This is a genomic window from Bradyrhizobium sp. Kon10 (assembly GCF_055807395.1).
Map to the genome: position 1 here is coordinate 49,758 of NZ_JBVVOZ010000039.1, position 6,603 is coordinate 56,360.

Sequence of the window (6,603 nt, forward strand, 5' to 3'; positions counted from 1 at the left end):
AGCGAACTGCGCCGATCATTCCGCCTGCCTCCATACAGGTCGCTCATTTGATCGGTTTTGTTCGGCGCGCTACTCTTTTGTGCTACCCCGGCTGGGGCAGGTTCTTGGCCCTTAATTTGTTTATTAAGGTTTTATGAAGGTTAAATCCGGATTCTCGATTTCCATATATACCGTTCGTTATAAGTGCACTTGCAGAATGCACTGGCCTGCGTAGCGCGATCTACGCAATCTGCAGATGAGCAAACATCGAAATGTTTCCGCACATTGCGTAATCCCTAGAGCTGCGGGCCGGACTGAAATACCGCCGATCGACGCTCTCGCGGACAGAGGACGGAGGACGGAGGACGGAGGACAGAGGACAGAGGTGTGTATTGATGAAGCTGCCAGAAGTAGGGAATGTGAGTTTCTGGGGCGTCGTTGCGCGAATTTTTCGTCGCGAGAACGGAATGTGGCGTCCGCACCGGGGTTCTACGGGCGAGGCGCCCTGAGACAATGATCGTAGCTCTGCGGTAAGCTATCCCGCGGAGTCGTATGGCCGGCAGAGACGTGAAACAATGAGAGGTGGGTGAACGTTGACTCGAGGGCGACTGATGAGAAGCGGGGACAACTGATTGAGAAGCGGGGGCGACTGATTGAGAAGCCCAATGAATTGCACGAGAATAGTGATTGCAGACCGGCATCCGGTGGTCTTGCGAGGTTTGACCAGCGTGCTCGGCGCGGAAGATGACTTCGAAATCGTTGCGTCTTGTGGTGATGCTGCGAGCTGCGTGCAGGCGATCGACAGTCTTGCGCCCGATATCGCAATTCTCGATTCAACGATGTCCGAGCTGATCGCACTGAGCTCCTCCGCCCTCAATCCAGTCGATCGCTCGATCCGCCTAGTGTTTTTCATCCCCTCAGAAGTCTACGGGCTCGTCTCGCCGGACGCGTTTGATGGCTGCAGCGTGATCCTGAAGGAGACCTTACCCGAAGCGCTGGTGCAATCTTTGCGGAAAATCGCAATCGGTGAAAGAATCGTGCCGCAATCCTCAATTGATCAGATTATGCCGGCGGGGCATGAGGTGAATTCAGAGAATGCGCTGGCTGTGCTGACGGACCGAGAGCGTCAGATCATGCGCCTGGTTTCGGAAGGACTATCAAACAAGCAAATTGGACGCCGCTTGAACATTGCGGATGGCACAATCAAAGTCCATCTTCACCACATCTTCCAGAAGCTGGAGATCAGCAACCGGACAGCGCTCGCGGCCTTGGCCATTTCGCGGGTTGATTGGGGCACTCCGGCCAAGTCGACGGAATGAATCGGCGGAGAGCCCTGAAAGCCGTTCTTGCTTCCAGTCCCGTGCGCGAACGCTGCTCTGCCGAGGGTAACTGACGTTCGATCGGAATTAATCCGACGCCCGCGGGGTTCTATCAGCAGGCGCTTGCTGCAGGCTATTGCTCGACCGAAAAATGGAGGACAAACAGTGGCAGACTGGTCGGTTCAGGGCTGTCGCTCACCTCGATCCGCCAGGACGGATAGTCCTGAAATGGTCCGACGACGTCACTTCGCAGGATCTCGCGGCTTAACTCAATGGCCGCCGTCCGCGCGGCGTCGATGTCGGGGAGATCCAAGCCGAGGTCGTCTGGTACTAAGCCGCCGCCGTCGTGAACGTGGAAAAAATAGCGAGGCATTGGCGCTTCCGGAAAACGAGTGCATCCCCGAGACAAAACCAAGCGGACGTCCCAGTAGCGTCCCCGAGTGGACCTACGACGAGCTGCCATTCCACGTCCATGATCATTGTTGAGTACCTCAACCTCGAACCGGATTCTCGTGATTGACATGGACTGTTGCTTCTTGCGCTCTAAGCTCACGTTGCGCCGTAACTGCCCAATTCGGCGTGTTCGGCGGCCCCGGCTTCCCTGCAAATCAGCCCCCCGCCGGGGCCGCGATCTCTTCATCGAAGGTATGGCGACTGCGCAGGCGTTGCTGATTCACTTGCACGCGTTCGCACCACCTCTCGGGCCGCGATCGTTGGACCGGCTCGCCTGAGGCGCCTGGCAGCCCGGGCGGGGCCCGGATCACGCATCCACTCGCCGTGATTGCATTCACAACATCAGTCTGCGCCGTGAGCGCCTCCTCGAACAGAACAGAGGAGGGCGCTTGCCGCATTCGCTCGCCCGTGCGGAGTACCCCGCGTTCGTTGCTGCAATTCTCCGATTCGACCGCCCCAATTTGCGCCAACCGTGTATTGGGCGATGATGATCATCGTGCGCGTGCATTTCTGATTATCGGCGAGGCGAGAGATCTGACAAATGTGCGGAATTATCGGTATTCTAGGACGAACCGCGGTATCGGGGCGATTGATCGATTCACTCAGGCGGCTCGAATATCGGGGGTATGACTCAACAGGGCTGGCAACTCTCGATGACGGTCGTCTCGAGCGCCGTCGGGCCGAAGGCAAGCTCAAGAATCTGGAGGCGCGGCTGCTTGCAGATCCACTGAGCGGTGATGCCGGAATTGGTCACACGCGCTGGGCCACGCACGGCAAGCCGACCGAGCACAATGCCCATCCACATGCGACCGAGCGCGTCGCCGTGGTGCACAATGGCATCATCGAGAATTTCAGGAAACTGCGCCAGACGCTGGAAGACAAGGGCGCCACCTTCACGAGCGATACCGATACGGAAGTCGTCGTACATCTCGTTCATTCCTACCTGCTGATGGGCTATTCGCCTCAGGAAGCCGTGTGGGCGTCGCTGCCGCAGCTGCGTGGCGCCTTTGCGTTGGTGTTCCTTTTCAACGGATATCGCGATCTTCTGATCGGAGCACGGAGGGGGTCGCCTCTGGCGGTGGGGTATGGCAAAGGCGAGACCTATCTCGGTTCCGATGCGATTGCGCTCGCTCCCTTCGCCGATGGCATCAGCTACCTCGAGGACGGTGACTCGGTGGAGCTGTCGCGTGAGAATGGGGTGATCCGGGACGCGAATGGCGCCGTCGTTGCCCGCGAGGTGCTGAATTCGGGTGGGGCCTCGTTCGTCGCCGACAAGGCCAACTATCGCCATTTCATGGCCAAGGAGATTTGCGAGCAGCCGGACGTGGTCGGCCGCACGCTGGCCCATTATGTCGATATAAGGGGGGAGCGGGCGGCGTTGCCGATCAGGCTGCCTTTCCACTTCAGCGACGTGAGGCGCGCGACGATTACGGCCTGCGGCACCGCGAGCTATGCCGGCGCGATCGCGAAGTACTGGATCGAACAGCTGGCAAATATCCCTGTTGATGTCGATATTGCCTCCGAGTTCCGCTATCGCGAAGCGCCACTCCGCAAGGGCGATCTCGCGATCTTCATCTCGCAATCCGGTGAAACCGCCGACACGCTGGCAGCACTTCGCCATGCCAGGGAAAAGGGGGCGCACACCGTCTCCGTGGTGAACGTGCCGGCTTCCACCATTGCGCGTGAGAGCGATATAGTGTTGCCGACGTTGGCTGGTCCGGAAATCGGCGTCGCCTCCACCAAGGCCTTCACATGTCAATTGACGGCGCTCGCCGCCTTCGCGGTCGCTGCGGGAGCAGCGCGCGGCGAGATCTCCGCGAGCGAGGAGAGGAGGCTGGTCAGAGCGCTGATCGAAGTGCCGCGTTTGATGGCGGCAGCTCTCGCCAGCGAGCCGCAGATCGAGAAACTCGCTCGCACCATCGCGAAAACGCGGGACGTGCTTTATCTTGGCCGCGGCACCAGCTATCCGCTGGCGCTCGAAGGGGCGCTGAAGCTGAAAGAGATCTCCTACATCCACGCCGAAGGCTATGCCGCAGGCGAACTTAAACATGGCCCGATTGCCCTGGTCGATGAGAACATGCCTGTTGTGGTCATCGCGCCCTTCGACGGTCTGTTCGAAAAGACGGTGTCGAACATGCAAGAGGTCGCCGCGCGCGGGGGCAGGATCATCCTGATGACGGATGCCAGGGGAGCGGCGGAGGCGGCCGTCGAGCCTGAGGCCACGATATTGCTGCCGGAGATGGTGCCGACCTTCGCTCCGATCGTCTACGCCGTTCCAATCCAGTTGCTCGCCTATCATACGGCCGTGATCATGGGCACCGACGTGGACCAGCCGCGCAACCTCGCCAAATCGGTGACGGTCGAATAGCAGCGAATGTCCCTTGCGGCACAGTGTCTCGCGTGCCGGCGTCGCCGCTAACGCAACGAAAGTGCAGCCAACACTCAGATCGCATGGGGGAGTACTCCCTTTGGGTCGACAGAATAGTCCGTCGTGCTGCTACAAATTCCTGCTGATACGTCGTGCAATATCGAACGACCCGCCAGCGACAGCGTTAGCGCCGAAGGCGGACAGGGATCATTTATCTGTGCGGCCGGCGTGCGCATTGACGCATCCGGGGAGGAAAACCTGGATTGCAAAGCTCCGCCAAGCGCTGACTTGCGAACTTCACTGAATTTCGCCGCCGGCCCGGCCGAAAGTTTCGTGGCAACGTGAATGTTCAAAGATGTGTAGACTCGGACAGAGGGAGCATTAGGTGACCTATTCCTCGACCATCCAGACATCGTTTTCCGGGCCATCGACCGCCAGCACCTATCCGCCGCACAACGGTCTTGCCGTCGGGTCGAACTTCGTTGTGATGATCGAGGGATCGCTGATCGAATGGACGAACTTGGCCGGCGGGTCGCCGACCCAGCAATCGGTCTACAGCTTCTTCTCATCGCTGTCGCCGACCGGCGGGCTTTTCGATCAGCGCGTCGTCTACGACAGCGTCAATCAGCGCTTTGTCGCGATGATGGAGTACCTGGCGCCGGACGGCACCACCACCTCCATGGATATTGCCGTCTCCAAGGACTCAAATCCGAACGATGGCTGGACCTTCTCGCAGCTCAATACGACCGTCACGATCAACGGTCAGTCGACCGACTCTGACCGCCCGACGTTGGCGGTCGACGGTTCGAACATCTACATCTCGGCAGCTCAGTACAACATCAACGTGTCCGGTTACGCCGGCATGGAAAACTGGGTGATCGGCGATACGGCGGGTGCGGGCGGTGGCATCTATGGCGGAGGCACGTTGAGCGTGACCGCAAGCGAAGTCATGCCGTCGACGCAGGACATCTTTGCCGTTGCAGCCGGCAACAATGGCAAGACCTACTACGCGAGCGCGTTCTCCAGCGGAGGCCAGATCGCCGTTGGCCTGCAGACCTTCGACAAGACCACCAATACATTCAGCGCCACCAGCACGATCGCCCTTGGCAATATCGACCAGGGCGGCAGCTACACCGCTCAGCAGCAGGGGACCAGCCTTCTGCTCGATGCCGGCGATAACCGCGTTGCCAACGTGGTCTATGCCAACGGCTTCCTCTATGGAGTGGCCGAGATGAAGCCGAGCGGGTCGAGCGTACCGCTGGTCCATTGGTTCAAGATCGACGTCAGTAATCCCAGTGCTCCGTCTCTCGTGGCGCAGGGCGACATCTCCGGTGCCGCAATCGGAACCGGTGTGGTGACCTTCAATCCGTCCATCGCGGTGGCCGCATCGGGCGACGTGATCATCAATTTCACCGCCAGTGGTCCGAACATGTTTCCGGCGGACTATTACGTTTTCCAGGGCGGCGGCGATTCCGCCGGCTCTTTCAGCGCGCCGGTCCTGTATCAGGCGAGTGCCAGTTTCTTCAACTCGGGCGATGGAAGCAGCGTGCAGCCCTGGGGCTCCAATTCATCGGCCACGGTCGACCCGAACAATCCGAACTCGTTCTGGATCTCGAATGAATATGTCGCCGGCGGCTGGTGGCAGACGGCGGTCGCTCGGATTGCCATTCAGAGTTCCGCAACAGGTCCGGCTATTTCCTCGATCACGGCCTCGGGCACCGGCATCACCAGCGGTGCCGGCGATCTGAACGCGAGCAAGGCGGTCACGCTGACGGTGAACTTCAGCGCCGCCGTGACGGTCAATACCACGGGGGGCACCCCGAGGCTCACCCTCAATGACGGCGGCACGGCAACCTACATCGGCGGTTCGGGCACCACCGCGCTCACCTTCGGCTACACGGTTGCAGCGGGTCAGAATACCGCCGATCTCATCGTCTCATCGCTCACCCTCAACGGCGCGACGATCACCGATGGCAACGGCATTGCTGCCAACCTGACGGCGGCAACCAACTACAATCCGGCCGGCACGTTACAGATCGACACGACGGCGCCGACGATTGCCTCGATCGTTGCGACCGGCACGGGGATCACCAACGGCACCGGCAATGTGAATACCGGAGCGGTCGTCACCTTGACGGCCAATCTGAGCGAGGCGGTGACGGTCAACACCACCGGCGGCACGCCGACGCTCGCCCTCAACGATGGCGGCACGGCGAGCTATACCGGCGGCTCGGGCAGCACCGCGCTCACCTTTAGCTACACGGCCGCGGCGGGGCAGACTACAGCCGATCTCGCGATCTCGTCGTTCAACGTCAACGGCGCGGTCGTCAGCGATGGAGCCGGCAATGCCGCCAACCTGGCCGGTGCGGCCAACTACAATCCGACCGGCACCCTGCAGGTGAACCAGACGGCGCCGACGGTTGCCTCGATCGCGACCTCGGGCAGCGGCATCACCAGCGGCGCCGGCGATCTCAATGTTGGCAA

4 protein-coding genes are annotated in these 6,603 nt (G+C 60.4%); 3 read left to right on the forward strand and 1 reads right to left on the reverse strand.

Annotated elements, in window-relative coordinates; genetic code table 11:
• Nucleotides 1-662: 662 nt before the first annotated feature.
• Entirely contained in the window at nucleotides 663-1,298 is a 636-nt protein-coding gene (locus tag AC0L2O_RS32090) for a LuxR C-terminal-related transcriptional regulator (RefSeq protein ID WP_473372591.1), read from the forward strand.
• Nucleotides 1,299-1,431: 133 nt separating this feature from the next.
• Here AC0L2O_RS32090 and AC0L2O_RS32095 read toward each other — a convergent pair whose 3' ends face one another.
• Nucleotides 1,432-1,671, reverse strand: a complete 240-nt coding sequence (locus AC0L2O_RS32095) for a DUF6894 family protein (protein WP_473372592.1) — start codon at nucleotides 1,669-1,671, stop codon at nucleotides 1,432-1,434.
• A 621-nt stretch (nucleotides 1,672-2,292) separates the two neighbouring features.
• Between AC0L2O_RS32095 and glmS the strand changes: the two genes are divergently transcribed.
• Together glmS and AC0L2O_RS32105 are read left to right on the forward strand one after the other, a co-directional pair.
• Nucleotides 2,293-4,119 carry a glutamine--fructose-6-phosphate transaminase (isomerizing) gene (glmS, locus tag AC0L2O_RS32100; protein WP_473372593.1) on the forward strand — a complete coding sequence of 609 codons (1,827 nt, stop codon included), beginning with the start codon at nucleotides 2,293-2,295 and terminating at the stop codon, nucleotides 4,117-4,119.
• 385 nt (nucleotides 4,120-4,504) lie between these two features.
• Nucleotides 4,505-6,603: beta strand repeat-containing protein (locus AC0L2O_RS32105; RefSeq protein ID WP_473372594.1), on the forward strand; the 2,099-nt coding region annotated here is incomplete at its 3' end.